This is a genomic window from Maribacter stanieri (genome assembly GCF_900112245.1).
GTDB lineage: Bacteria > Bacteroidota > Bacteroidia > Flavobacteriales > Flavobacteriaceae > Maribacter > Maribacter stanieri.
This window is the reverse complement of sequence record NZ_FOYX01000001.1, coordinates 413357-438685: the sequence shown is the minus strand read 5'-3', so window position 1 is coordinate 438685 and position 25329 is coordinate 413357. Positions and strand designations below refer to the sequence as shown.

Sequence of the window (25329 nt, the reverse complement as noted above, 5' to 3'; positions counted from 1 at the left end):
ATGAGAAGATTTATTTTCTTTTTCTATCTGTGCCTTGGTTTTGTTGCAAATGCCCAAACGGAAGATACTATACCATTGAATTTTAAAGAGTATTTGGGGTATGTAAAAAAGTACCACCCTATTACCAAACAGGCAGAGATGGTTATGAGCGTGGGGCAAGCAAATCTTATGAAAGCACGTGGCGGTTTTGACCCTAAAATTTCCCTTGATTATGCTACAAAGGAGTTTAAAGGAACGGAGTATTATGATTTATTGAATTCTACTTTTAAAGTGCCTACTTGGTACGGAATAGAGTTGAAAGGTGAATTTGAGCAGTATTCTGGTGAGTATTTAAATGCCGAAAGAAATGTGCCAGATGACGGGCTTTACAGTGCCGGGGTGTCTCTTTCTTTAGGTCGTGGATCTTGGATGAACGAGCGCATGGCCACCGTAAAAAAAGCCAAATTTTTTAGGGAGCAGTCTAAGGCAGATAGAGATTTATTGGTCAATCAAGTATTGTTCGATGCTTCTTTGGCCTATTTCAATTGGTTGCAGGCTTACCGCAATAGTTTATTGTTTAATGACTTTTTAAAAAATGCAAAGGTTAGATTAAAAGGCGTAAACAGAAGTGCGCAGTCTGGAGAAATAGCAGCAATAGATACGGTTGAGGCTAAAATAGCAGTTCAGAATAGAGCGTTAGAAAAGGAGCAAGCAAATGTTGTTTTGCAAAATGCGAGGTTAGAACTTTCTAATTACTTGTGGATGGGTGAAAACATACCAATGGAACTACAGCCGCAAGTGGTACCAGATACTTCTTTAGATACAGAGATAGATCAAGCATTGGAAATTTTAGGAAAGCCATTAGATAGTTTTGTTCTGGATAATCACCCTAAATTAAAATCATTAGGGTATAAAATAGATGGTTTGGTAGTAGATAAGCGTTTAAAGACAAACAAGTTATTGCCTAAAATAGACGTGGAGTATAAATTTATTACGGAAACACCAGAGTATATAAATTCATTTGAAACACAGAACTACAAGGGTGGATTGAATTTTGAGCTCCCGTTATTTCTGAGAAAAGAAAGGGGAGATTTGAAATTGGCAAAATTGAAATTAAAAGATGCTCAGTACGAGTTTGATAATGCTGAGGTACAGATTCAAAATAAAATAACGGCTATTTACAATGAGTTAGATTCATTTGAAAATCAGAATGTTTTAATAGATGATATTGTGGCAAGTTATGAAGCCTTATTGGCAGCAGAAGAACGAAAATTTACCTTTGGAGAAAGCTCGCTGTTCCTTATTAATTCAAGGGAAAGTAAGCTGATAGATGCTGTTTTAAAACAAAATCAGGTAGAGAATAAATACTTTACGGCTAAGGCTAAATTATTTAATAGTCTAGCGGTCAATCCAGAGAATTTGTAAGCTTTGTACATTTATCACTACTAAAGCGTTCGATTAGAATAGATAAAAATAAAAGTAAGCTTGATGGAATTAGTGATAGAAGATTTAGTTAAAAAAGGATTAGAAACTGGTTATAGCTATTCAGAATATAGAAATTTGGTTTCAGATTTAGCTGAAAAAGGATTGGCAACAGGTCCGGTTCAATCGGAAGCATTGTCTCAATACACGCAATTGAATAATAGTCGTATGCGAAGATGGGACAAAACCTTGAAGTTTAGCGATGATGCTGTTGCTAAGATTAAATCTGTTCAGCAAAAAATATCTTGGTTGGTATTGTCAGAAAGCTGGTGTGGAGATGCGTCACCTGCATTACCGGTGATGAACAAGATAACAGAATTAAATCCTAATATATCATTGTCTATAATTCTACGTGATGAGAATTTAGATATTATGAATCAGTTTCTAACCAATGGCGGTATGTCTATACCAAAATTAATAGCAATTGATGGAGAGGAAAATACCGTAGTAGCCACTTGGGGACCAAGGTCAATGAAAGCGACAAAATTGGTAGATACCTATAAAGCGGAAAATGGTCAGTTAACAGCAGAATTTAAACAAGACTTACAGATTTTTTATAATAAAGATAAAGGGCAAAGTATTCTAGAAGATTTGCTAAAATTACTCGATAATTAAGATTAAAAATTTCGAGGCGGTACTCAAAAGTTCAAATTAGCATTTTTAGCAATGTTTTGTGTGTTTCTTTTCTGGACTAGTTTACTTCCCTTGAAATAAGTAAGTAATTGTACCTTTTTGAGAATCTTTTTCAGAAGAATTGAATCTTGCTTTTAAGGCGTAATTAATAGCGTTCTCAACAAGACAGCCATTAGAAGTTCCCGAACTTCTTTCATTGTAATCTGCTTCGGTAACATAGCCTAATGCATTTACTTCTATATTGATAACAACCTTGCCTCCTTCAATACAAGTATATATGGGGGGAGGTAATTTATAATTGTTTCTATCAACCAAAGAGTAAGAAACAGATGTTCTTCTTGCGGCTAGGTTATTGGTAAACTCTTTCTTCTGAGCCTCCTTTTCACCTAATAATTGTTTTTTTTCTTCTCTCTTTTTAGCCAGCGCTTTTACTCTCTCAGAATAACCCGTATCAGAAATGATATCTTCGGTAGGGTCACCGTCGCTCATTTCGCTGCGTTCTTCCATTAATTCTTCTAAAGTCTGTAAAGGTTCTGGATTGCCATAACTTGGCTTTGCCGTTTCATTAAAGGCTAAGTGGCTTTTTATAGGGTCTGCATTGATTTGCTCCTCTAATGGTTCCTCTTTTTTTAGAATTTCTTCTAAAACCTCTTGGTCCATGATCATTTCTACAACATAATCTTCATGAGATTCTTGTTGTCCACCAAACTGAATTCCATACAAAACCAGCACTACAATAGACAAGCTAAAAATAGTGGCAAGTAATGATAATTGTTTTCTGTTCAGATTCATGGTTATATAACCTTAATAACACCAAAATATTTTAGAAGATCGATAAATGACAATCAAATCTTGGTTACTTATTTTCTTCAGGTCCTAATAATATATCGGCAAAGACCAAAGGGTCTTGTGCATTATCTACGTTAAAATCACCTATTTTGGTTCTTCTAAGTGCAGTTAAATGTGCTCCCGAATTTAGGGCTTTGCCAAAATCGTGAGCTATTGATCTTATATAAGTGCCTTTACTGCATGCAATTCTAAAGTGAATATTTAGACCGTCAATTTTAGTAATTTCGAAAGCACTTACAGATACTTTTCGTTTTGGGATATCTACGGATACGCCTTCGCGAGCTAATTCATACAAACGTTTTCCATCTTTCTTTAGTGCAGAAAAAACAGGTGGTGCTTGTTCAATTTCACCAAGAAACTGGCTAGTGGTGGTTTTAATTAAATCGGGGGTAATGTGTTCTGTTGAGAAAGTCTCGTTTATTTCTGTTTCAAGGTCGTAAGATGGTGTGGTGCCACCTAAGGTGAAAACACCAGTGTATTCTTTTTCTTGTCCTTGGTATTCGGTGATTTTCTTGGTAAATTTTCCGGTGCAAATTATAAGAAGTCCCGTAGCTAACGGATCTAAAGTACCTGCGTGTCCGATTTTAAATTTCTTTAAACTAAACCTTTTTCTGATAGCCCATTTCAATTTATTGACCGCCTGAAAAGAGGACCATTCTAATGGTTTATCAATCAATAATACTTGACCGTTTAAATAGTCTTCTTTGGTCAAATCTTTCATGAATTTGAGTGTTTAAGTAGTACTACGGATTAGTGAATCCGTAAATTACGGCAATCAATCCTACAACAAGACAGTAGATGGCGAAATACGAAAGCTTACTTTTTCGTACCAATTTAATCATCCAAGTACAAGCGGCAAGACCGGCAAGAAAGGCAGCAATAAAACCTGCGCCCATCGCTACATTATTTTCTCCGTCGAAAGTTAAATCTCCGCTCATAAGGTCCTTGGCAATTTTACCGAAAATTAACGGCACAACCATTAAGAAAGAAAAACGAGCAGCTTTTGATTTATCTACACCTAAAAGAACAGAAGTAGAAATAGTAGCTCCACTACGAGAAATACCAGGTAACATAGCAATTGCTTGAGATATACCTACAATAAATGCATTGGCGAAACTTACTTTTTTATCGGTGTCTTTTGCTTTATCTGCAAAGTATAATAGTACTGCGGTAATGATAAGCATAAAGCCTACAAACCTAATATTGCCACCAAAAAAAGCTTCTAATTGTTCTTCAAAAAACAGACCTACGAATACGGCCGGAAGCATAGAGATGATAATTTTAGCAGAAAACTGACTTTCTTCGTTCCATTTAAATTGAAATAGCCCACTTAAAATTTCCCAGATATCTTTTCTGAAAACAACAATGGTACTCAGTGCGGTAGCAAAGTGAAGAACTACGGTAAACAATAAGCTTTCTTCTTGTACAGAGTTATCTCCTAAAATGGCTTTACCTAATTCTAAATGACCACTTGAAGAAACAGGAAGAAACTCGGTTAATCCTTGAATAATACCGAGTATAATAGCATCTAAAGTATCCAATTAATCTTTCTTTTTGTGAGGGTTCAACAAAATGGCATAAATCTCTATTCCTAGGCCAATAAGTACCAAAGTAGGTGCTAGTCTAATTCTTCTGAAATTAAAGATTTCAGGATTAAAAACGTTTGGATCGTCACTACCACCACCACTCATTAAAATGAAACCTACCGTAATACAGGCAAGACCAATGAACATGAATACGTAATTCTTCTTTTGAAAAATAAATTCTTGCTTGGTATGCTGTTCTACTCTATTGTTTTTACTCATGCCGCAAATTTAATAATATAATTCGTCCGTTCTAAGATTTAAGAAGCGTTGGGTCGCGAAATAGGTACTAATGAACGAAATAAGAATTCCTAATAGAAAAACACTAACGAATAAAATTACCAGAATATAAGGTTCATCTAAAAGGCCTAAATCTTGAAAATTAGTATTTACATAATATACGACGCCGCCAATAGCCAATAAAGCAATTGCGGCACCAATCATACCTAGTTTAATATTTTGCCATATGAACGGTCTTCTAATAAAGGTCTTTGTCGCCCCAACCATTTGCATGGTTTTGATGATAAATCTTTTAGAGTAGATAGATAATCGAATAGAGCTGTTTATTAATAATACAGCTATAAAGGTAAAGATGGCACTGGCTACTAAAATCCAGAAGCCTATTTGTTCTACACTTTTGGCTACCATACTTACTAAGACCTTATCATAACTTACTTCGTCTACAAAGCTCTTTTCTGCTAGGGTATCGGCTATTTCTTCTACTTTTTCTGCAGTTACGAAATCTGCGTTAAGTTTTACGTCGATAGAATTTTTTAGTGGATTATAGCCTAAATAATCAACAAAGTCTTCGCCTATTTCTTCACTGTGTTGCTTTGCTGCTTCTTCTTTAGAAACATAAGTAGAAGATTTGGTGTATTCTGACATTGCCAAAGTTTTTTGAAGTTGTTCTACTTCAATCTCTTTGGTGTTCTCCTTTAAAAAGACAGATATGGTAATCTGTTCTTTAGAACGGTCTGCCATTTTTTTGGTATTCAATACCAGTAATCCTAATATTCCTAATAGGAACAAGACCAATGCAATACTTAGCACCACAGAAAAATAGGAGGAGATGAGTTTGCGTCTTTGGTAATTTTCGAAAGAGTTCGCCATAGTACTTAAAAGTGCAGTAAAAATAGCAAAGTATTGTCAAATGGAACTTAAAAATTTGAACCGTTAACGTTTTAAACTGAAGTGTCCCTTAAATTGGACAGAATCCGCTTCAATTAGATACCAATAATCATCTTCTGGTAATCTTTCACCTTGAAAAGTGCCATCCCATGAAGCCGAATTTGTATTTCCGAATTTGATGAGCTTGCCGTAGCGGTCAAAAATTGAAATCGTAACAGAATTAAAAATCTCAAGCCCGTCTGGTTCAAAAACATCATTGACGGCATCTCCGTTAGGCGTAAAAAACTTAGGAATGACTAAGTGATAAAAATCTTCGGTTACTACGCCACAATTTGTATTGTCTTGCACATAAATAGTATAAAAGCCTCCTTTTACAGCTTCAAAAATTGGGTTGGATTGAAATGAAATTCCATCTAAGGAATATTCAAAATTTCCTTCGTTAATAGTGGAAACAATAATAGAGGGTCCGTCAGATTCTATTCGGTCTATCCTTGGTAAGTCTATTTGTTCTACAAAGAAATTGCGAGATTCTGAACATCCATTGGTATTGGTAACGGTCACCGAATATTCACCTGGCTCAGTAATATCTATAAGTTTGGTGGTTGCCCCTGTGCTCCATTGGTAAGTAACCTTATCAACAGCTGCATCGAGAGTAATAAAAGAGTCTTCACAAATAAAAGTGCTTACATCATCTGGGATTAGGGGTAATGGATTAACGGTTAAGGTAACTGCAGTCCTAGTGATGGATGCACATTCTATTTCATTTGAATTGGACTCGGCATAATACGTGCCGGCTATCCCTATTTCTAAATTTTGATTTTCAGCTAAAATTAAATTTCCACCAGTAGGGGCATCATACCAATTAATGGAATATGAATTTTGAGTTGTAGCAGTTAAGGTTCCTAATTCGCCTTCGCAAATAATAACATCCCCTGCGCTGGTTGGGGCGTTGGGTACTGGTAAAACTATAATATCAAAAACATCCGATACTACATTGCATAAGTCATTGTTCACATTTATGGGGTCTTCAGACGTTTTTACCCTGAAATATGTGGTACTGGTTACAGCAGGTGTCGATAAGGTGTCACCCGTTTCCCCAGGAATATCTGTCCAGTTTTGCTGGTCTGTACTCTGTTGCCATTGGTACGCATGTGTTGAGAAAATGGAAAAATCTGGTGTAACGGTTAATGTTCTTGATACACCGCCTTGATTTTCGCAAACCACCAAGCTTTGTTCGTTGGCACCAGAAGAAACGTTGATATTATCTCCGCAAGATTTAAATAGAATATCATCTATGGCAAGGTCATTTCCGCAGCCGCCATTACTGTTGTTTCTCATCTTTAGAATTACGGATGTCTGCCCTGGTTCTGTTTTAAAAACTAAGGCGTATTGATTCCATTGAGTACTTCCAGTACCAGGTATGCTCCCTGTATCACCTTGTGCAAGAAGGTTAGTATCTGTTTCGTCCCATATTTGAAAACGTACATTTACGGGAATACTGTTGCCTTCACAGCTACCTGTTGGTTGTAAATTAATGAGCCACGATGAAAATTCATATGTGGTATTCTCGCATAACCCTGTTACCTCTCGCTGGTAAAATTCTCCCGCCGTAAAACTGGCATTGACTATAAAAGATTTTCCATTGCTATCACCAGGTGTATGATCTTGTATAGAGAGCCAATCAAAGTAGTTAGATGTGCTTGAAATTGTGTAATCTCCGTCGTTTGGGGTTCCTGTGGTAAATCTATAGGTAGTTGTACCGGCAGGTAAAGCAGGCCCGTCGGTTGTTCCAGAACCAAAATCTTCTGTAAAAATTGGGTCACCAGAATTACCACCACAGAAACCTAGTTGCGCATGCAATGAAGTTATGCCGCAACACGTTAGTAGAATAGTAAGTAGAAAACATCTGGAGTACATCATATTCACTGGTTAAAGATATACTTTTTAGTACGATGAATAAATAAACTCAATTCAAGATACAGAGCCTATTTGAAGATTGGTATTTTCACCAAAATCACAACCTAATTATACAAGATGCTTAATTTATTGGATCTAAAAATATCGAGACCCGGACTTTGGTTTCCTACAATTTGGATTTATTTAGTTCCTTTTGGCAATCAGTCAGAGTTTTGGTTGAATATGAATTTTTGGTTAGGGCTACTCTTTGTCACCTTTCCATTAAACTATTTGGTTTACGGTCTAAACGATTATAATGATATAGATGCAGATGCCGTAAATGACAGAAAAGGAAATTTTCTTTTTGGTGCGAAGGCTTCAAAGTCTCAGCTCAGTGGTGTGCTGACTAAAAATACCATACTCACGTCTGTGTTTGTAATTGTATTTACCTTTATTTCTGGTTTAAAAATGTTCTTTTTACTACTGTTTATGGTGGTCGTGAATATCCTTTATAATTTTAAGCCGTTTAGAATAAAAGAAAGACCTCCATTTGAAATTCTAATTCAGGTTGGGTATGTGGTTACGGTATTCTTTTCAACAGAACTGAATAATTTAGACACACTACCATGGCAGACATTGGTCTATTTATCATTGTTTGCATTTCAGGCTCACATAGCTGGTGAAATAATGGACATAGAACCAGATTTAGCTTCGGGTAAACGCACTACCGCAACGTTAATTGGGCGTAAAAATTCAAAATTACTGATGCTTTTAATATTGGTGTGCGAATCTGTTTTAGTTTGGTATTGGTTTCAAGATATAGTTTTGGCATCATTTCTTGGTCTCTTTTCTGCGTTTATGGTATTAGATATTTTTGTGATATTTAAGGGTAGGGCTTATACATTGTCAGAAATGAAATTGTTTGGTTACCTCATTAATTTATCTGCCCTAGCTTCTATGCTGTGGGTGTTATACAGTGGAAATTTATTAGAGGTATAGCACAGGCTGTATCCATAACGTTATTCTTTCGCCTTTAACAGAATAAACCTATTTTTGCGACTTACAGAAAAGAAGTAAAGATCATGCAATACAATTTCAACGAAATTGAAGCCAAATGGCAAAAATACTGGGCAGAAAATCAAACATTTAAAGCAGAGAACGATTCTGAAAAAGAAAAGTTCTATGTGTTAGACATGTTTCCTTATCCTTCTGGGGCAGGACTTCATGTGGGTCATCCGCTAGGGTATATTGCAAGTGATATTTATGCACGATATAAAAGGCACAAAGGTTATAATGTATTGCACCCACAAGGATATGATTCTTTTGGTTTGCCGGCAGAGCAATATGCTATTCAAACAGGTCAGCATCCTGCGGTAACTACAGCTGCAAATATTAAAACCTATAGAAGGCAGTTAGATCAGCTAGGTTTTTCTTTTGATTGGAGCAGAGAGGTACGTACTTCTAGTCCTGAGTATTACAAATGGACACAGTGGATATTCATTCAAATATTCAATTCTTGGTATAATAATGATACCGACAAAGCAGAGGATATAGAAACGTTAATTGCTAAATTTTCTTCGGATGGAAATGCCAATGTAAATGCAGTATGCGATGATGATATAGAATCTTTTACAGCTGAGGAATGGACTACGTTTTCTGATGTTAAAAAACAAGAAATATTATTGCAATATAGATTAACGTACTTGGCAGATATTGAAGTAAACTGGTGCCCTGCACTAGGTACGGTATTGGCGAATGACGAAATAGTAAACGGAGTGTCGGAACGTGGTGGTCACCCGGTAGTTCGTAAAAAAATGACCCAATGGAGCATGCGTATTTCCGCATATGCACAGCGTTTGTTAGACGGTTTGGCGAAAATCGATTGGCCACAACCATTGAAAGATTCCCAAACGAATTGGATAGGTCGTTCTCAAGGTGCTTCGGCTGTTTTTAATGTGAAGGAGCATGATGAGAAAATAGAAGTTTTTACCACCAGACCCGATACTATTTTTGGAGTTTCTTTTATGACTTTAGCTCCCGAGCATGAACTGGTAAGTAAAATTACGACCGCAGAACAAAAAGCTGAAGTTGAAGCCTATATAGAAGCAACTGCAAAACGTTCGGAGCGTGATCGTATGGCAGATGTGAAGACTATTTCAGGTGCTTTTACAGGTGCATATGCAGAACATCCATTTACAAAAGAACCTATTCCAATTTGGATTGGTGATTATGTATTGGCTGGTTATGGGACTGGAGCGGTAATGTCCGTGCCATGTGGTGATCAAAGAGATTACGATTTTGCAAAGCATTTCAATATACCTATACCTAACATATTTGAAGGTGTGGATATTTCTGAGGAAGCATTCGCAGATAAGGATAAAACGGTTATTGCAAATTCTGATTTTCTAAACGGATTACCGTATAAGAAAGCTATGAAATTAGCGATATATGAGTTAGAGAAAATAGGACATGGCGAAGGAAAAATAAACTATAGATTGCGTGATGCTGTATTCAGTCGTCAAAGATATTGGGGAGAACCTTTCCCAGTATATTATGTAGACGGGATGCCTCAAATGATTGCAAAAGAGTATTTACCTATTGCCTTGCCAGAAGTTGAAAAATATTTACCTACCGAGACAGGAGAGCCGCCATTAGGTAATGCTGAGGTTTGGGCATGGTGTACCAAAGAAAATAAGGTAGTTTCTAATGATAAAATAGATAATGAAACGGTATTTCCTTTAGAGTTGAATACTATGCCGGGTTGGGCAGGTAGTTCGCAATACTTTAATAGGTATATGGATCCGCACAATAGCGAGAACATATTCTCTGAAAAAGCGATTAACTATTGGCAAGATGTAGATTTATATATTGGCGGTAGTGAGCACGCAACAGGGCATTTGTTGTATTCTCGTTTCTGGCAAAAATTCATGTTTGATAAAGGTTTGGTGCCTAAAGATGAGTTTGCTAAAAAGCTCATCAACCAAGGAATGATTACGGGGACTAGTGCTTTTGTGTATAGATTGTCGCCGGCAACATTTGGTTTTGAAGGTAGTAGTTCTGACTTAGGGAAGGACATGCAAAGAATGAATCAAGTTTACATTTCTTATACTTTGTTTTCTAAGTTGGAAAGGTCGTCTGAAATGCTGAAAGAGTTTAATATGAACTTAAAGAGTAGGCTTGCTGGTTACTTTGATAATAAGTTGGCGAAAGCTGAATTAAGAATAAATCAGGTTGTTCCAATTCATGCAGATGTATCATTAGTAAATGCATCGGACGAGTTGGATATTGAAGGATTTAAAAAGTGGAGGGATGAATTTGCGGATGCGGAATTTATCACTGAAGAGGATGGAACATTTAAAGTAGGTCGCGAAGTCGAAAAAATGTCCAAATCCAAATACAACGTTGTTAATCCTGATGCTATTTGTGAGGAGTACGGTGCAGATAGTTTGCGTTTATATGAAATGTTCTTAGGTCCTTTAGAGCAATCTAAACCATGGAACACGGCTGGTATTACAGGAACACATTCTTTCTTAAAGAAATTATGGAGACAATTCCATTCCAATGAAAATGCTTCTTTTCAGGTAACTGAAGATGAGCCTTCAAAAGAATCGTGGAAAACATTACACAAGACTATTAAAAAGGTAGAAGAAGATATAGAGAACTTTAGTTTCAATACATCGGTATCAACATTTATGATCTGTGTTAATGAACTTTCTTCGCAAAAATGTTACAGTAGAAAAGTACTAGAGCCGTTGGCTATTTTAGTATCGCCGTACGCACCACATATTGCAGAAGAGTTATGGAATAAATTGGGTCATTCAGAATCTATTGCTACGGCACCTTTCCCAAAATTCGAAGGAAAGTACTTGGTAGAGAGCAGTAAGGAGTATCCTATTTCCTTTAATGGTAAAATGAAATTTACTTTAGAGCTTTCGTTAGACTTATCTAAAGAAGAGATAGAAGCTGCGGTAATGGCCAATGAAAAAACCCAACAACAATTACAAGGTCGAGAGCCTAAAAAGGTGATTGTAGTGCCGGGTAAAATTGTCAATATCGTAGGATGATTACAATATAAATAGTGAAAAAAGAGGCGATTTTCATCGCCTCTTTTTGTTTTATAGAATTAGCGACTGAGTTTAGTTTAAAAAGTTAGACGATGTCAATTTTGTTAGTAGGGATAGTGAATTAATTATAGGGGTAGTAATTTGTAATTGATATAATTTACGGTATTAACCCCTATAAAAAGAGGGGTGTGGTACATTTAAAATATGTTTATAAATATACAACCCCTATGTTTTATCGATTTTATGTTTGATATGTGAGTAATTAGTTTCAATTTTGCAGTATAACATAAAATGATAAATCATGATTGTTGGTATTCCAAAAGAAATAAAGAACAATGAAAGCAGGGTAGGTATGACGCCAGGCGGAGTTTTTGAATTGGTAAAAAACGGCCACAAAGTATATGTTCAGTCAGAAGCAGGAGAAGGCAGTGGTTTTTTCAATCAAGATTATCAACAGGCAGGTGCTATAATACTAGATACTATTGGTCAGGTTTATGCCATGAGCGAAATGATAGTTAAAGTAAAGGAGCCTATCGCCGAAGAGTATGATTTAATTCAAGAAGGACAAATATTATTTACCTATTTCCACTTTGCATCTAGTGAAGCGTTGACCAAGGCTATGATCAAGCAAAAAGCGGTTTGTATAGCATATGAAACAGTTGAAGATGAAGAAGGTACTTTGCCACTTTTAACGCCAATGTCAGAAGTTGCCGGTAGAATGGCAATTCAGCAAGGAGCAAAATATTTAGAGAAACCAGTTAAAGGACGTGGTGTATTGTTAGGCGGAGTTCCTGGTGTAGCTCCGGGTAAAGTTTTGGTACTAGGAGCGGGTGTTGTTGGTATACAAGCTGCTAAAATGGCAGCAGGTTTAGGGGCTCACGTAACTATATTAGATGTTAACATGAAGCGCCTGCGTTATGCAAATGATGTAATGCCACCACATGTAGTTACTGAATTCTCTAATGAATTTAATATCAGAAGACTTATTAAGACACATGATTTAATTATTGGTGGAGTCTTATTAAAAGGCGCCAAGGCGCCAAATTTGATTACCAGAGACATGTTGAAAGAAATGAGGCCGGGTACGGTTATCGTTGATGTTGCTGTTGATCAAGGTGGATGTGTAGAAACCACCAAGCCTACAACACACGAAGATCCTATTTATATAATAGACGATGTGGTTCATTATTCTGTAGCGAATATGCCGGGTGCCGTACCGTATACATCTACTATGGCCTTAACTAATGTAACGTTGCCATATGCTTTAAAGCTAGCCAATTTAGGATGGGAAGCAGCTTGTGAAAAAGACCCAACCTTAAAGAAAGGGCTGAATATAATTAAGGGAGAAGTTGTATACCAAGAAATTATAGAAGCTTTTGGTTGGGAAGAGATAGTCGCTTAACCTGTACAAAATGTCAGTAAAATATGCCCTGCCATTTCCGAAAGGAATTTGGCGGGGTTTTTGCTTTTATAATATTAGATTCTTAGAAAAGAACGAATCTTTAGTATATTTAATCGATTTAAAAATTGAAACGTTATGATGGGATATTATATATTGATTGGTGCCATTGCTTTGGTTAGCTGGTTAGTAAGCAGCAAATTAAAAAGTAAGTTTAAATTTTATTCCAAGGTGCATTTGCAAAATGGAATGAGTGGTGCTGAAATTGCAGAAAAAATGTTGGCTGACCATGGTATACGCGATGTTAAAGTTGTTTCTACCCCTGGTATGCTTACAGATCATTACAATCCTAAAAACAAAACAGTAAACTTAAGTGAGGGTGTGTATAACCAAAGAAATGCATCTGCAGCTGCCGTTGCGGCTCACGAATGTGGTCACGCGGTACAACATGCACAGGCGTATGAGTGGTTAGGAATGCGCTCTAAGTTAGTGCCAATAGTAAGTGTTACATCAAGCATGTCTATGTGGGTTGTTTTCGGTGGTTTGGCTTTAGGTGCCGCTGCTGGAGTAGGATTTGGGTATTGGGTTGCCGTAGCTGGTCTGGTAATGATGGGCTTTGCTACATTATTTAGTTTTGTGACCTTACCTGTAGAATATGATGCAAGTAATAGAGCGTTGGCATGGTTAAAAAATAAAAATATAGTTACGCCAGAAGAATATAAAGGATCTGAAGATGCCTTAAAATGGGCTGCTCGTACGTATTTGGTAGCAGCAATTGGTTCATTGGCAACTTTAGTATACTGGGGACTTCAAGTTTTTGGTGGTAGAGATTAATTTTGAATTCAATTCATAATAATTATAAAAACCTACCTATTTAAGGCGGGTTTTTTTGTTCTTAATTAAAAGCAAATGAAACAACTGAAAACCGCAAGATTGTATTTAAAACCTGCAAACTCGGAAGATGCGTATTTCATTTATGAACTACTGAACAGTGATAGTTGGTTGAAATATATCGGAGATAAGAACATTACAAATCTCGATAATGCAAAAGAGTATATTCAAAATTCATTAATTGTAGGGTATACTACTAATGGGTTTGGACTTATGGTGGTAACCCTCAAAGATGGAACTCCAATAGGTATTTGTGGATTTCTAAAAAGAGATTATTTAGATACTTTAGATTTGGGTTTCGCCTTATTACCAAAATACGAAGGTTATGGTCATGCATTCGAAGCCGCAAGTGCTACCATGCAATTTGGAAAATTAGAATTAAAGCTAAATCGCATGTTGGCAATTTGTATGGAAACAAATGAAAAGTCACTTGCCCTATTGAGTAAATTGGGGTTCAACAAAATAGATACAATTAAACTTAGTGAAGAATCAGAAGAATTGCTCTTGCTTTCTACTTAAATAGATATTTGTCTATCTATTTGTTGTGCCAATGATATAAAGGTTTCTGTTCTAGAGACCCCTTCTATAGCTTGTATTTCTTTGTTCAGTACCTGCATTAAGTGTTCATTATCTCTACATAGTACTTTAATTAGAATAGACCAGTTACCAGTAGTGTAATGGCACTCTAATACTTCAGGTATTTTTTCTAATTGTTTTACCGCCATCGGGTTGCTCATTGCTTTATCCAAATAAATACCGATATATGCCATTGTAGTATACCCTAAAGATTTAGGATTTACTATGAATTTAGAGCCAGATAAAAGTCCTGATGCCTCTAACTTTCTTAATCGTTGGTGTATAGCTGCGCCAGATATACCAATACTTCTTGCAATTTCAAGAACTGGTTTACGGGCATCTTCCATTAAAAATCGTAAGATTTTCTTATCTATTCCGTCAATTTTAGCCAAAGAAGTTGGTGTTTTCATGTTTTATCAAAATAAACATAAATGTACTTATTTGGTTTCAATCTGACAGTTAAAAGGGTTTAGTTAACTACAGAATTTGGATTATAGCCTAAATATGGTAATTCATACTCCTTAAAATTAACGCCGTAAGACTCAAGCTCTTTTAATATTGGTTCATATACTTCTTTGCTAATAGGTATCTGTACACCTGGAGTATTAATTTCGCCGTTAAGAATTTTTAAAGCGGCCATGGCAACTGGTAATCCTACGGTTTTTGCCATTGCCGTAAAAGTTTGATTTTCTCCTGTAACCACTAATTTAGAATCAATTTGCTTTTTCTCTCCATTTAATTCGTATCCGAATTTATGGTACATAACAATCATGTCTTTCTCTTCGGCCTTTAATGTCCAGCTATCTTCAAGAATCTTTTGGAGTGCCTGTGCGGGGGTCGCATTAGGTATTCCTATTTGTTTTGTCTGGTCAAAAATGTTTAGTTCCAATAATTTGTCCCAACGAATATCATCTTGATCTATTTTAAGGTAGTGCCTCAGTTTTAATTCAACAGAATCGGTTGGGGAATAAGGAAGAAAAAGGTTAATGAACTCACGATAGCTCATATTTTCAGAGTTTTCAATAGTATATGTATCGTCGGTAGCTCCTAATTGTATGAACATATTCCATGCTTTGGAAAAACCTACACGACGCATGGTTCCTCTGTAAATGGTTAAGGCATCTTGTAACTTATATGCTTCCCTGTAGTTTAATGAATCGCGATTGGCATATCCCTCAAAACGACCATACCCTTCAATTTCAAAAAACTCTGTACGTCTAAAAAGTCGGTGGTAAGGTATGTATTTGTATGTCCCTTCTTGAATAAACTTAGCGGTACCACCTTGGCCGGCAAGTACAACATTTCTTGGGTTCCATGTAAATTTATAGTTCCAAAGGTTATTATCATGTTCTGGGGCTACCAGACCTCCACAAAAAGATTCAAATAATATTATTTTGCCACCGTTATCGCGTATACGGTCAATTACTTGCATGGCACTCATGTGATCTACACCAGGGTCAAGACCTATTTCATTCATGAATACGAGTCCGGCTTCCTTAACTTTTTTATCAAGAGCAAGTAGTTCTGGACTAACGTAAGAAGCAGTTACAAGGTGTTTTTTTAAAGTAACACAATCTTTTGCTACCTTAATGTGAAAACGAGCAGGAAGCATTGAAATAACGATATCAGAGTTTTCAATTACTTTTTTCCTTTCAGCATCATCAAAAATATCTAGACCAATAACATTACAATATTCATGGTTGGCGATAACTGGTGATATTGCATCAGGGTTAATATCACCAATGGTGATTTCTAATTTTTCAGATTCCGCTTTTCCTAAAAGATAATCCAATAAATAAGAGGTGGACTTACCTGCGCCGATAACAAGAATTTTTCGCATCATACGTTTTCAGTATTTTTGATTGTAACGATTTTACTAAGGTATCAAATTGTTACATTTATAAATAATGTTATAGAAAAAGTTATGAAAAAAACAATTTTAGGTACAGCTTGTCTATTTGGACTGTTGGCGGTTGCATTTGGTGCATTTGGCGCACATGGGTTAAAAAATATAGTGGATGCCCAAGCTGTGGCAACTTTTGAAACAGGAGTTCGGTATCAAATGTATCATGCCTTTTTTCTGTTCGCTCTTGGCTTAATACCTTTTGAAATGGTGAAATCTAAAAAGACAATATACCTATGTACAGTAATTGGTGTAGTGCTATTTTCATTTTCAATTTATGTACTGGCCTTGAATTCACTTGTAGATTTTGACTTTAAAGTTTTTGGAATTGTCACTCCTATTGGCGGCTTATTTTTATTGGCGGCCTGGGCATTATTAGGTTACGGAATTGTGAAGTCAAAAATTTTGAAATAGACAGGTTAATACGGCATTTTAGCACTTAAATAACGTATTTTCAACCTATAATGGCGCTAGTATGAGTAAAACAAAATTACTGGGATTGATCTTGGGTCCTATTTTATTTATTATAATTCATTTCTTTTTTCATCCAGTAGGACTTTCTGAGCAAGCCAATGCAGTGCTGGCTTCAACCATTTGGATTGCCGTATGGTGGATTACGGAAGCTATTCCAATTGCCGTAACGGCGCTATTGCCTTTGGTTTTATTTCCATTATCTGGTGGGTTAGAATTATCGGCAACATCAGGTTCTTTCGGTCATAAGTATGTTTTTTTGTATATGGGCGGTTTTATAATAGCTATAGCTATTGAAAAATGGAATTTACACAGAAGAATAGCCTTAAATATCATCAATTTAATAGGGTCAGATGTTAGAAAGATTATTCTTGGCTTTATGGTGGCTACCGCATTTTTATCTATGTGGATTTCAAATACGGCAACATCGGTGATGATGTTACCGATAGGTTTGGCGATAATTAAGCAACTAGAAGATAATCCAAAAACAGCTGAAGACGAGAATAAAACTTTTGGGAAGGCATTAATGTTGGCAATTGCCTATAGTGCCTCTATAGGTGGTGTGGCAACATTAATAGGTACGCCGCCAAATTTGGTTTTAGCAGGTGTAGTTTTAGATACTTATGGCTATGAAATAACCTTTATGCAATGGTTTGCTTTTGGATTGCCAATATCCATTATACTTATTTTTATCTGTTGGAAATATCTAACGAAGTATGCTTTCAAGTTTAAGCAAAAATCCTTTCCGGGCGGTAAGGAAGAAATCAAAAGATTGTTATCTAATCTTGGTAAAATATCATATGAAGAGAAAGTTGTGGCATTCGTATTTGCATTAACAGCTTTCTGTTGGATCACGCGTTCATTTTTATTACAGAAAATACTACCTGGTTTAGATGATACCATTATTGCTATATTTTTTGCAATCGTATTGTTTTTGATTCCGTCTAAAAAGAAAGGAGATCAGATAATAAATTGGGAAGAAGCGGTAAAAATGCCATGGGGTATAATTCTATTGTTTGGTGGTGGAATGGCGCTGGCAAAGGGATTTGAGGTAAGTGGTTTGGCAGTCTGGATAGGAAGTCAAATGACTTCTTTGGCAGGTTTGCCAATTATTATTTTGATACTAGTGCTGATCGCAGCAGTGAATTTTTTAACCGAAATAACTTCTAATTTGGCAACTACGGCAATGTTACTGCCAGTTTTGGCTCCGATGGCATTGACTATAGATGTGCATCCTTTCGTTTTAATGGTAGGTGCTGCGGTGGCGGCATCATGTGCTTTTATGTTGCCTGTAGCCACGCCACCAAATGCTGTTGTTTTTGGGTCTGGTTACTTAAGAATACCGGATATGGTGAGTAAAGGTTTCTTTATGAATGTTATTTCTATTATTATATTAACCTTTTTCGTATATTTTGTACTCCCAGAGTTATGGGATATTTCAATAAATAGTTTCCCCCAAAAATTTAAATAAATGAAACTATTACTCATTCCAGATAAATTTAAAGGGTCTTTATCGAGTGAAGCCTTTACCAAGGCTTTTATTTCAGGTATAAAAGAATCAGGTATTCCGTATGCCTCTCACTACATCAAAGCATCAGATGGTGGTGATGGTTTTATGAATGCCGTTGCCAGTTACATACCTTGCATTTCTATGCAGGTAATTAGCGAGAACCCATTAGGGAAATTGATTCAATCTTATTACTTATACAATCAGAAAACAAATTCTGCATACATAGAATTGGCAAATGCATCTGGTATGGAGTTGTTGTTGCCAGAACAGCAAAATCCTATGTTAACCACAACCTATGGAACTGGTTTACAAATAAAGGACGCCGTTGAAAAAGGTGTAGAGCATATTTATATTGGCTTAGGGGGTAGTGCAACAAACGATGGTGGTATTGGCATGGCTAGAGCTTTGGGGTATCTATTTTTAGATGATAAGGGAGAGAAGTTAGATACAATAGGGTCTAGCTTACAGTTATTAAAAACTATAGATGATACAGCCATATCTACAGATTTAAAGAAGGTTAAGTTTTATGCGGTAAATGATGTTACCAATCCATTATTCGGTGAAAATGGAGCTGCTTATGTTTATGCTAAACAAAAAGGAGCAACAGATGTGATTATTGAAGATCTTGATATGGGGCTTAAAAATCTAAATACCATTGTGTCGAAGAAATACAACGTAGATCATGCGGAACTACCTGGTGCTGGTGCGGCAGGAGGAGCTGCTTTTGGGTTGAAAACTTTTTTCGATGCAGAATTTTTAAGTGGTATAGATTTTATTTTAGAGCTTTCTGGTGTTCATAAGCTTTTGGCAAGAGAACGTTTTGATTATATTATTACAGGAGAGGGTAAAATTGATGAGCAGACTTTGAATGGTAAATTATTGCAAGGGATAATTAATTTGGGTAGAAGGTATGATTTACCTGTAATTGCTATTTGTGGAAAGTTGGACATCTCTAAACATGTATTAAAACAAAGGGGTATTTTCGATGTATTTGAAATTCAAGATGAGAGTAAGGATCTTGAGTATAATATGAAGCACGCAGCCGTGCTTTTAGCTACAAAAACGGCTGATTATTTCAGTGTAAAATGAAAATCTGTTGTCAAAAAAACACGACTTTTTTTATTTATTTCTTAAAATTTTAATTCCAAAATAACAATAATACATTTAATATGCGTTATTTCTTTATAATGTGTATTAAAAGGAATAAAGTGTCTGCGAATATTTTTCATTTTTCACGATTCTTTAATTGAATTCGTATTTCGACGACGAATGCGGCTAATTGAGCTCTGAAAATCAATGGTTCAGCTTTTATTTTTTTAGTTTTACACGAACAAATTTTCTAAAGCATGAAAAGCTCAATGACAAATGCGAATACCATATCCCTAAAACAATATGGGATTACACACGCCAATTTTCATTATCAAGAAACACCAGAACAACTACAAAAAGCCACACTGGAAATGGGTATGGGAGTTGAGACTGGCAATGGAACGCTTGCTGTCAATACTGGTGAATTCACCGGTAGATCCCCTATGGATAGATTTATCGTAAAAGATGATATTACAAAAGATAAGGTATGGTGGGGAAATATTAATATTCCGTTTGAACAAGAAAAATTTGAATCATTATACGCTAAGGTAATTTCCTATTTAAATGAAAAAGAACTTTTTGTTAGGGATAGTTATGCTTGTGCAGATGAGGATTATAAATTAAATATTAGGGTTATAAACGAATATCCTTGGTCTAATATGTTTGCTTATAACATGTTTCTTCGTCCAACTGAAGCAGAGTTAAAAGACTTTACTCCAGAATGGACTGTAATTAATGCTCCTGGCTTTATGGCAGATGCAGAAGTAGATGGTACAAGACAGCATAATTTTGCAATTTTAAATTTTACAGATAAAGTTGCCTTAATTGGTGGAACAGGATATACAGGCGAGATTAAGAAAGGAATTTTCTCTGCCTTAAACTTTATTTTACCTGTTTTTAAAGAAACATTGCCAATGCATTGCTCTGCTAATGTGGGTGAAGATGGGGATACCGCAATCTTTTTTGGATTATCAGGTACAGGTAAAACAACCTTATCAACGGATCCTAATAGAAAATTAATTGGAGATGATGAGCATGGTTGGACCAGTAGAAACACTGTATTCAATTTTGAAGGTGGTTGTTATGCTAAGGTTATAAACTTATCTGAAGAGCAAGAACCAGAAATATACGGTGCTATTAAACCAGGTGCTATCTTAGAAAATGTAGTATTGGATAAAGATGGTAATGTTGATTTTGCCGATACTTCAATTACACAGAACACAAGGGTTAGTTACCCAATTCATCATATAGATAATATTCAACAACCATCAATTGGTAAGAATGTTAAGAATATTTTCTTTTTAACGGCAGATGCTTTTGGTGTATTGCCTCCAATATCTAAACTAACTCCAAGTCAAGCTGCATATCACTTTATATCTGGTTATACTGCTAAGGTAGCGGGTACGGAAGCAGGTGTTGTAGAGCCGGTACCGTCATTTTCGGCATGTTTTGGAGCACCGTTTATGCCATTACATCCTACTAAGTATGCAGAAATGCTAAGTAAAAAGATGAAGGAGTCTGGTGTAAATGTTTGGCTTGTAAATACAGGTTGGACAGGTGGACCTTACGGCGTTGGTACACGTATGAAATTGAAATACACAAGAGCTATGATCTCAGCGGTCTTAAACGGTGACTTAGGCTTGTATTCGTATGATAAGTATCATATCCACTCCGTATTTGGTGTAGCGCAGCCTAGAGAGTGTCCAGGTGTGCCAAGTGAAGTATTAAGTCCAAGATCAACTTGGAACAATGATGATAAATATTACACAACTGCATTTAAGTTAACAAATGCTTTTAGGGAGAACTTTAAGAAATTTGAAAGTTATGCCAGTGAAGAAATAAGAAGAGGTGGACCGCAACGGTACGCATTTTAAGTCATAAAAAAAAGCCTTGCATTGCAAGGCTTTTTTATTATAATGTTATTGAGTGTATTATTTATTTACACTCATAATATATTTCTGTAGTGCCATCGTCATAGATGGTGTTTCAGGTGTTGGGGCTTTAATGTCTATTCTTAAGCCAGCATCTGTAGCTGCATCTACTGTGCTGTTTCCAAAAACTGCTATTCTAGTTTCTTTTTGATCGAAATCTGGAAAGTTTTGTAATAAAGACTCAATACCAGACGGACTAAAGAATACTAAGATATCATAGTATACATTTCTTAAATCAGATAAATCACTAATTACAGTTTTGTAAAAGATAGCTCTTTTCCAATTAATTCCTAAAGTTTCTAAAGTATCTGGAACATCACTTTTAAGTACATCTGATGAAGGAAGTAAGAATTTTTCATCCTTATATTTCTTGATCAACGGTACCAAATCTGTGAATAATCTTTTTCCTACGTAAATCTTACGTTTTCTGTAGACCACATATTTTTGAAGATAATAGGCAACAGCTTCAGATTGGCAGAAATATTTCATGGAATCTGGCACTTTAAAGCGCATCTCCTCTGCTATTCTAAAGAAATGGTCTACTGCGTTTCTACTGGTTAAGATAATCGCAGTAAAATCATTCAAATCTATCTTTTGCTGGCGCACTGTTTTTGCGTCAACTCCTTCTACATGAATGAATGGTCTAAAATCAACCTTTACTTTCTCTTTGTCGATAAGTTTGGAATAGGGGGAGTTTTCCATTTTTGGTTCGGGTTGAGAGACCAAAATCGTTTTTACTTTCATACGCTGCACTATTTTAGAAAGCTTCCCATAATAACTAAGGGTGCAATTTCGAGTGCGCAAAGGTACAAAATAAAATAGAAAAAATAGGTGCTAATCAATTTTTGATAATTCCTTAATACTGTAACCCAACCAATTATATTAATAACGAGAAACAGAATTAACCCAATAATAATTACAATTGTTGAATCTATAAAAACATATGCCAAGAACACATTAGCAATGAAAAGAATAATGCTGGAATAATTAAGGTAGGTTAGTTTCTTAAAAATCAACTCATTAAAGGTATTGTAGGAATTAAATATGAACCCGTTAAAAAGCTGGGACATTGTTTTCGCAGTAATAAATAAGAAAACACCTGCAAGTAATAATGGAAATATGTAAGGATTTTTTGACTCTGTAGGATTCAAGTAAGCTCGCCAAATAAAAAATATAAATAATGTAGTATTTATGATTTGAAAGATGCTCATTAGAAAATGAAACCAATTAAACAGTTTTTCTTTCTTAGTGTACATGCTAATGTACTTGTTGTTGAAAGGAAGAATAATGAAGTTTAAAAATCGTGGATAATAGATGCTTTTTGCAATTAATGGAAATAGCAAGCTGGCCATAAGTGTTATGGTAATCCAATCGGTTTGCCCAAATGTTCTTGCAATAGGTTCCATTAATTTATGGGAATTGGTTTTCCGTTTAGCCCATAAAGAAGGTCATTTTCAGAAATAACTACTCTAAAGTAACCAATGTTTTTCAATTTGGTTTTAGGTAATTGAAATTTAAAATTTGTGGTGTCTTTTTGTTTTAAGAGTGTTGTATTTGGTTCTACGAGTTCTGGTATTATTTTAAGAGTTTCAACAGGACTTTTGTAGTCGTCCATGTAGGTAACTGCGAATTTCACTTTTTTAAGCTCAATGCTTTCTTTGTAAGGATTGTAGACTTCTAGTAAAATGTCCTCATCAGAATTCAATGAAACAGGAGTGTCCTCAATAATACACTCTAATTTACGATACGATTGAAAATTAGATATGTACTTACCTTTATAGAGTCCGCCATCTTCTCTTGTATAAGTAAAAGTAGGGTTGTTAGAATATTTTGAGATATAGGCGACATCCTTACCACGTACTTTTTCTTCAGAATCGTTTATGGAATATTGATTCTTACGGTACATAAAATTATTTAAGGAAAATGTTGGCGTGCCGTTAGTATAGAAAGAATACATGGGTGCATTTCTGTATGAGTTCTCAAATACTACAGGAATATTTCCTACTTCTTTTTCAATAGCCTGTGCCCATTCTTTATTACCATGACTTTCGTAAAAGAAATTAAAAAGGAGCGGTTGATAGGCGAGTCCCATTCGTAGATAAATAATTAAAACTGTATTGATAAGACCAAGTCTAAAAATCCAAGTTAAGGCTTGCTTGTTTTGTAGCATATAATTGAAAGCGATAACGACTAGAGGAATACAAATAATAATAATCCATTGTGTTTGCACTCTTCTATTAAAACTAGATATAAAAAAGAAGATAAGAACACCGTATGTTAAGTATATAAGTGCTTTGTTGAATAAGTCATTTCCTTTAGTCTTAAAAAGAGCTTTATAGATTAAAGGGAATGTTAGTCCAAATACGGCAACCAGATTAACAAAAAAGCCTAGGGTATATTTCTCAAAACTATAAGCACCATTGGGTCGTTCATATAAATGATATTTTATAGAAACAAGATCATTGTCATATAGCCAATAAAAATGTGGTGCGTAACAGCACAGAGCAACAGTTACAGATAGCCATGCGTATTTATTGGTTACTAATTTTAGATTAGATAATAAGACAAAGAAGATGACCAATACAGCATGGTATTTACTATACATTAAAGCAGCCATAAAAACACCAAGCAATATGGCTATGACAGCTGTAGGCTTTTTTATAAAGTGCTTGTAGGTCAATAAAAAACAACTTGTGAAAAATAAAAGTGGAGTGTCTGGTAAAGTGAAAAATCCATACGCATTTAATAATGTCATGGAAAAGACAAGAACAAAAAAGTGTTTTACGTAATCATTCTTTTTTGGATTGTCTATCATCAACCAAAGTAGTAAGATATTGACTGCGGATAATACACAGCTCATAAACCTGACACCAAGTTCTCCGTTAAAGAAAAAGCTGCTTGTTTTAACCAAAAGTGCTACCATTGGTGGATGGTCAAAATAGCCCCAAGCCATATTCTGACTGTAATACCAATAATAAGCTTCATCAAAAATGAGTTGCGTAAAATTGGATTGAATAAGATTTAAAATGAATATTGCAGCTAAAAAAAAGTAAAACTGCTTTGGAATTTTAGTCAACATTTGCATAGGTTACTAAGTGACAAAATTACAAATTTAAGGTTAGCTATCTAGTTTAAAAATTTCATAAAGGTATTGTTGGCCATTTTAAGAAGACTATTAAAACCTTACTTTTGTCGAAACACCTATAAATAACTTATGTCCAGTAGTATTGTAATCATACCTACGTATAATGAAATTGAGAATGTAGAGGCCATAATTAGGGCGGTATTCGATTTGCAGAAAGAATTTCATGTGCTAATCGTAGATGATAATTCGCCAGATAAAACAGGTGATTGTGTTCGTAGTCTTCAAAAAGAGTTTGATGGAAAACTTTTTTTAGAAACTAGAATGGAAAAATCTGGATTAGGAACCGCATATATACATGGTTTTAAATGGGCGATAGCCGAGGGTTACGATTATATATTTGAGATGGATGCCGATTTTTCTCATACCCCTTCAGATTTGTTGAGGTTATTAAAGGCATGTGAAAACGGAGCAGATCTTGCTGTGGGTTCTAGATATAAAAATGGGGTGAACGTCGTAAACTGGCCAATGTATAGGGTGTTATTATCTTATGGGGCTTCTATTTATGTAAAGTTAATTACGGGTATGCGCGTGCATGATCCAACGGCAGGTTTTGTGTGTTACAAAAGACATGTATTAGAGGCTATAGATTTAGACTCCGTTCGTTTTGTAGGTTATGCTTTTCAAATAGAAATGAAGTTTAGGGCGCACTTAAAACACTTTAAAATAGAAGAGGTATCTATAATTTTTAGAGACCGTGTTTTGGGAAAATCTAAAATGAGTTCATCAATTATAAGTGAGGCTATTTGGGGTGTATTTATAATGAAGATGAGAAGTTTATTTTTGAAAAATAAGTTTTAGTT

The 25329-nt window shown here is 35.5% G+C and carries 23 protein-coding genes; 12 read left to right on the top strand and 11 right to left on the bottom strand.

The window, feature by feature from the left end; translation table 11 throughout:
* Together BM296_RS01855 and BM296_RS01850 are read left to right on the top strand one after the other, a co-directional pair.
* Entirely contained in the window at positions 1–1404 is a 1404-nt protein-coding gene (locus BM296_RS01855) for a TolC family protein (RefSeq protein WP_091901039.1), read from the top strand.
* A gap of 63 nt (positions 1405–1467) precedes the next feature.
* Complete coding sequence (locus BM296_RS01850; protein ID WP_091901038.1) at positions 1468–2076, top strand: thioredoxin family protein; 609 nt, start codon at positions 1468–1470, stop codon at positions 2074–2076.
* Positions 2077–2157: 81 nt separating this feature from the next.
* Here BM296_RS01850 and BM296_RS01845 read toward each other — a convergent pair whose 3' ends face one another.
* The 6 genes from BM296_RS01845 to BM296_RS01820 all read right to left on the bottom strand — a co-directional run bounded on the left by BM296_RS01845 (position 2158) and on the right by BM296_RS01820 (position 7574).
* Positions 2158–2886 carry a hypothetical protein gene (locus BM296_RS01845; protein WP_027065861.1) on the bottom strand — a complete coding sequence of 243 codons (729 nt, stop codon included), beginning with the start codon at positions 2884–2886 and terminating at the stop codon, positions 2158–2160.
* A 64-nt stretch (positions 2887–2950) separates the two neighbouring features.
* Positions 2951–3664, bottom strand: a complete 714-nt coding sequence (truB, locus tag BM296_RS01840) for a tRNA pseudouridine(55) synthase TruB (RefSeq protein ID WP_027065862.1) — start codon at positions 3662–3664, stop codon at positions 2951–2953.
* A gap of 22 nt (positions 3665–3686) precedes the next feature.
* Entirely contained in the window at positions 3687–4484 is a 798-nt protein-coding gene (locus BM296_RS01835; protein ID WP_027065863.1) for an undecaprenyl-diphosphate phosphatase, read from the bottom strand.
* Complete coding sequence (locus tag BM296_RS01830) at positions 4485–4748, bottom strand: DUF3098 domain-containing protein (protein WP_027065864.1); 264 nt, start codon at positions 4746–4748, stop codon at positions 4485–4487.
* Between the two features lie 9 nt (positions 4749–4757).
* Complete coding sequence (locus tag BM296_RS01825; protein WP_027065865.1) at positions 4758–5636, bottom strand: cell division protein FtsX; 879 nt, start codon at positions 5634–5636, stop codon at positions 4758–4760.
* 63 nt (positions 5637–5699) lie between these two features.
* Positions 5700–7574 carry a T9SS type B sorting domain-containing protein gene (locus BM296_RS01820; protein WP_091901036.1) on the bottom strand — a complete coding sequence of 625 codons (1875 nt, stop codon included), beginning with the start codon at positions 7572–7574 and terminating at the stop codon, positions 5700–5702.
* Positions 7575–7688: 114 nt separating this feature from the next.
* Between BM296_RS01820 and BM296_RS01815 the strand changes: the two genes are divergently transcribed.
* From BM296_RS01815 to BM296_RS01795, 5 genes are all read left to right on the top strand, one after another.
* Positions 7689–8549, top strand: a complete 861-nt coding sequence (locus tag BM296_RS01815; RefSeq protein WP_091901034.1) for a UbiA family prenyltransferase — start codon at positions 7689–7691, stop codon at positions 8547–8549.
* Positions 8550–8632: 83 nt separating this feature from the next.
* Positions 8633–11614, top strand: a complete 2982-nt coding sequence (locus BM296_RS01810; protein WP_091901033.1) for a leucine--tRNA ligase — start codon at positions 8633–8635, stop codon at positions 11612–11614.
* A gap of 301 nt (positions 11615–11915) precedes the next feature.
* The gene (gene ald / locus BM296_RS01805) at positions 11916–13016 is read left to right on the top strand and encodes an alanine dehydrogenase (protein WP_091901031.1); all 1101 of its coding nucleotides are present in this window, start codon (positions 11916–11918) and stop codon (positions 13014–13016) included.
* Between the two features lie 135 nt (positions 13017–13151).
* Positions 13152–13847, top strand: coding sequence for a zinc metallopeptidase (locus BM296_RS01800; protein ID WP_027065871.1), 696 nt, complete (start codon positions 13152–13154; stop codon positions 13845–13847).
* Between the two features lie 75 nt (positions 13848–13922).
* Entirely contained in the window at positions 13923–14423 is a 501-nt protein-coding gene (locus BM296_RS01795; protein WP_091901029.1) for a GNAT family N-acetyltransferase, read from the top strand.
* Here the strand turns inward: BM296_RS01795 and BM296_RS01790 are convergent.
* Together BM296_RS01790 and BM296_RS01785 are read right to left on the bottom strand one after the other, a co-directional pair.
* The gene (locus BM296_RS01790) at positions 14420–14890 is read right to left on the bottom strand and encodes an Lrp/AsnC ligand binding domain-containing protein (RefSeq protein WP_027065872.1); all 471 of its coding nucleotides are present in this window, start codon (positions 14888–14890) and stop codon (positions 14420–14422) included. The genes BM296_RS01795 and BM296_RS01790 overlap by 4 nt on opposite strands.
* 59 nt (positions 14891–14949) lie before the next feature.
* Complete coding sequence (locus tag BM296_RS01785) at positions 14950–16323, bottom strand: saccharopine dehydrogenase family protein (RefSeq protein WP_091901027.1); 1374 nt, start codon at positions 16321–16323, stop codon at positions 14950–14952.
* Positions 16324–16404: 81 nt separating this feature from the next.
* On the opposite strand from BM296_RS01785, the gene BM296_RS01780 reads away from it, so the two are divergent.
* From BM296_RS01780 to pckA, 4 genes are all read left to right on the top strand, one after another.
* Positions 16405–16797, top strand: a complete 393-nt coding sequence (locus tag BM296_RS01780) for a DUF423 domain-containing protein (protein WP_091901025.1) — start codon at positions 16405–16407, stop codon at positions 16795–16797.
* 61 nt (positions 16798–16858) lie between these two features.
* The gene (locus BM296_RS01775) at positions 16859–18325 is read left to right on the top strand and encodes an SLC13 family permease (protein WP_091901023.1); all 1467 of its coding nucleotides are present in this window, start codon (positions 16859–16861) and stop codon (positions 18323–18325) included.
* Positions 18326–19453, top strand: a complete 1128-nt coding sequence (locus BM296_RS01770) for a glycerate kinase (protein WP_091901022.1) — start codon at positions 18326–18328, stop codon at positions 19451–19453. It begins immediately after the preceding gene.
* A 257-nt stretch (positions 19454–19710) separates the two neighbouring features.
* Positions 19711–21327, top strand: a complete 1617-nt coding sequence (gene pckA, locus BM296_RS01765; protein ID WP_091901020.1) for a phosphoenolpyruvate carboxykinase (ATP) — start codon at positions 19711–19713, stop codon at positions 21325–21327.
* A gap of 57 nt (positions 21328–21384) precedes the next feature.
* Here the strand turns inward: pckA and BM296_RS01760 are convergent, their stop codons facing one another.
* Genes BM296_RS01760 through BM296_RS01750 form a run of 3 tightly spaced genes read right to left on the bottom strand, consistent with a single transcriptional unit; the run spans position 21385 to position 24463 of the window.
* Positions 21385–22128 (bottom strand): uroporphyrinogen-III synthase, encoded by a 744-nt coding sequence (locus BM296_RS01760; protein ID WP_027065878.1) that lies wholly within the window; start codon positions 22126–22128, stop codon positions 21385–21387.
* Between the two features lie 8 nt (positions 22129–22136).
* Positions 22137–22736, bottom strand: coding sequence for a DUF4271 domain-containing protein (locus tag BM296_RS01755; RefSeq protein WP_231500534.1), 600 nt, complete (start codon positions 22734–22736; stop codon positions 22137–22139).
* A gap of 53 nt (positions 22737–22789) precedes the next feature.
* The gene (locus BM296_RS01750) at positions 22790–24463 is read right to left on the bottom strand and encodes an ArnT family glycosyltransferase (protein WP_091902925.1); all 1674 of its coding nucleotides are present in this window, start codon (positions 24461–24463) and stop codon (positions 22790–22792) included.
* A gap of 135 nt (positions 24464–24598) precedes the next feature.
* Between BM296_RS01750 and BM296_RS01745 the strand changes: the two genes are divergently transcribed.
* Complete coding sequence (locus BM296_RS01745; protein ID WP_027065881.1) at positions 24599–25327, top strand: polyprenol monophosphomannose synthase; 729 nt, start codon at positions 24599–24601, stop codon at positions 25325–25327.
* The last annotated feature ends 2 nt before the right edge of the window (positions 25328–25329 follow it).

Bases quoted from the DNA above. Each gene is read 5' to 3' on its own strand.
- pckA (WP_091901020.1), top strand. From the start codon at position 19,711: ATGAAAAGCTCAATGACAAATGCGAATACCATATCCCTAAAACAATAT.
- BM296_RS01750 (WP_091902925.1), bottom strand. From the start codon at position 24,463: ATGTTGACTAAAATTCCAAAGCAGTTTTACTTTTTTTTAGCTGCAATA.
- BM296_RS01855 (WP_091901039.1), top strand. From the start codon at position 1: ATGAGAAGATTTATTTTCTTTTTCTATCTGTGCCTTGGTTTTGTTGCA.
- BM296_RS01775 (WP_091901023.1), top strand. From the start codon at position 16,859: ATGAGTAAAACAAAATTACTGGGATTGATCTTGGGTCCTATTTTATTT.
- BM296_RS01760 (WP_027065878.1), bottom strand. From the start codon at position 22,128: ATGAAAGTAAAAACGATTTTGGTCTCTCAACCCGAACCAAAAATGGAA.
- BM296_RS01795 (WP_091901029.1), top strand. From the start codon at position 13,923: ATGAAACAACTGAAAACCGCAAGATTGTATTTAAAACCTGCAAACTCG.
- BM296_RS01845 (WP_027065861.1), bottom strand. From the start codon at position 2,886: ATGAATCTGAACAGAAAACAATTATCATTACTTGCCACTATTTTTAGC.
- BM296_RS01790 (WP_027065872.1), bottom strand. From the start codon at position 14,890: ATGAAAACACCAACTTCTTTGGCTAAAATTGACGGAATAGATAAGAAA.
- BM296_RS01810 (WP_091901033.1), top strand. From the start codon at position 8,633: ATGCAATACAATTTCAACGAAATTGAAGCCAAATGGCAAAAATACTGG.
- truB (WP_027065862.1), bottom strand. From the start codon at position 3,664: ATGAAAGATTTGACCAAAGAAGACTATTTAAACGGTCAAGTATTATTG.
- BM296_RS01850 (WP_091901038.1), top strand. From the start codon at position 1,468: ATGGAATTAGTGATAGAAGATTTAGTTAAAAAAGGATTAGAAACTGGT.
- BM296_RS01755 (WP_231500534.1), bottom strand. From the start codon at position 22,736: ATGGCCAGCTTGCTATTTCCATTAATTGCAAAAAGCATCTATTATCCA.
- BM296_RS01770 (WP_091901022.1), top strand. From the start codon at position 18,326: ATGAAACTATTACTCATTCCAGATAAATTTAAAGGGTCTTTATCGAGT.
- BM296_RS01825 (WP_027065865.1), bottom strand. From the start codon at position 5,636: ATGGCGAACTCTTTCGAAAATTACCAAAGACGCAAACTCATCTCCTCC.
- BM296_RS01815 (WP_091901034.1), top strand. From the start codon at position 7,689: ATGCTTAATTTATTGGATCTAAAAATATCGAGACCCGGACTTTGGTTT.
- BM296_RS01785 (WP_091901027.1), bottom strand. From the start codon at position 16,323: ATGATGCGAAAAATTCTTGTTATCGGCGCAGGTAAGTCCACCTCTTAT.
- BM296_RS01745 (WP_027065881.1), top strand. From the start codon at position 24,599: ATGTCCAGTAGTATTGTAATCATACCTACGTATAATGAAATTGAGAAT.
- BM296_RS01820 (WP_091901036.1), bottom strand. From the start codon at position 7,574: ATGATGTACTCCAGATGTTTTCTACTTACTATTCTACTAACGTGTTGC.
- BM296_RS01830 (WP_027065864.1), bottom strand. From the start codon at position 4,748: ATGAGTAAAAACAATAGAGTAGAACAGCATACCAAGCAAGAATTTATT.
- ald (WP_091901031.1), top strand. From the start codon at position 11,916: ATGATTGTTGGTATTCCAAAAGAAATAAAGAACAATGAAAGCAGGGTA.
- BM296_RS01800 (WP_027065871.1), top strand. From the start codon at position 13,152: ATGATGGGATATTATATATTGATTGGTGCCATTGCTTTGGTTAGCTGG.
- BM296_RS01780 (WP_091901025.1), top strand. From the start codon at position 16,405: ATGAAAAAAACAATTTTAGGTACAGCTTGTCTATTTGGACTGTTGGCG.